The sequence below is a fragment of the Mesorhizobium sp. M4B.F.Ca.ET.089.01.1.1 genome, assembly GCF_004022605.1.
GTDB classification, from domain to species: domain Bacteria; phylum Pseudomonadota; class Alphaproteobacteria; order Rhizobiales; family Rhizobiaceae; genus Mesorhizobium; species Mesorhizobium abyssinicae.
In genome coordinates, this window is record NZ_RZOS01000918.1 from 1 (window position 1) to 1,030 (window position 1,030).

The window sequence follows — 1,030 nt, forward strand, 5'->3', positions numbered from 1 at the left end:
CGCTCTGCGCGGCATCGACGCTGCCTTGCGCCACCTTCAGCGTCTGATCGGCCGTGTCATAGTCGCGCCGCGTCGTGAAACCCTGGCCAAGCAAGGTTTTCTGGCGCTCGAAGGCGGCGGCGGCCTGCGTCAACTGCGCCTGCGCGGCATCGAGATCGGCCTGCGCCGAGCGCAGGTCGGATTCCTGCTCCTGCGGATCGATGCGGGCCAGCACCGCGTCCTTGTCGACATGCTGGCCGACGTCGACGAGCCGCTCGGCGATCCGGCCGCCGACCCGGAAAGACAGGTTGTTCAGCGTGCGCGCGGCGATCACGCCGGTCAGCGAGGTCCGTGGCGCGTAGTCGGCGATCCTGACCGTTTCGGCGCGCACCATGATCGGCAATTTCTTTGCCGCTGCCTCCTGCTTCTGACACCCAGCGAGCGACAGCGCCGCCAAGGCGCAGGCGAGCATCGTGGAACCAGGAAAAGACAACAGTTTTAAGGCGTTGACCGGAAGCGGCCGGACGGAAGGCGTCGCGTTCCTGCTCATGGTTCCCTCAACCGCGCGGGCCGCTCCCTACGGCAGGCGCCGCGGACAATCGCGAGGATAGTCGATCTCCGAAAAAAGAAAACCTCTGTCCTGCGCGCAGGGGCGAACCGGCTATGTTCAAGCGACCGTGCCGAGCAGGCCCAATTGCCCGGCGATGGTGCCGACTTGAGGAAAACCCTAAATAAGGCGAGAACGGGTGCCAATGGCATCAAACGAGAACGGGCCCAGTCTCGACGAGGGATGGCCCGATGAGGGATGAGATGAAAAATTCAGCCATTTCCGAACGCAAGAACCAGTCGATCTCGCGCGGCGTCGGCATGACCACGCAGATCTATGCCGATCGCGCCGAGAACTCGGAAATCTGGGATGTCGAGGGACGCCGCTACATCGACTTCGCGTCCGGCATCGCCGTCGTCAACACCGGCCACCGCCACCCCAAGGTGATCGAGGCGGTCAAGGCGCAGCTCGATCGCTTCACTCACACCTGCCACCAGGTCTGTC

1 protein-coding gene and 1 pseudogene are annotated in these 1,030 nt (G+C 64.2%); one reads left to right on the forward strand and one right to left on the reverse strand.

Annotated features, from left to right (window positions below; translation table 11 throughout):
• Positions 1 to 529: pseudogene (locus EN780_RS35015) on the reverse strand (biotin/lipoyl-binding protein); the annotation flags it as partial.
• Between the two features lie 260 nt (positions 530 to 789).
• On the opposite strand from EN780_RS35015, the gene EN780_RS35020 reads away from it, so the two are divergent.
• The coding region (locus EN780_RS35020; RefSeq protein ID WP_128276525.1) for an aminotransferase class III-fold pyridoxal phosphate-dependent enzyme at positions 790 to 1,030 on the forward strand (241 nt) is incomplete at its 3' end.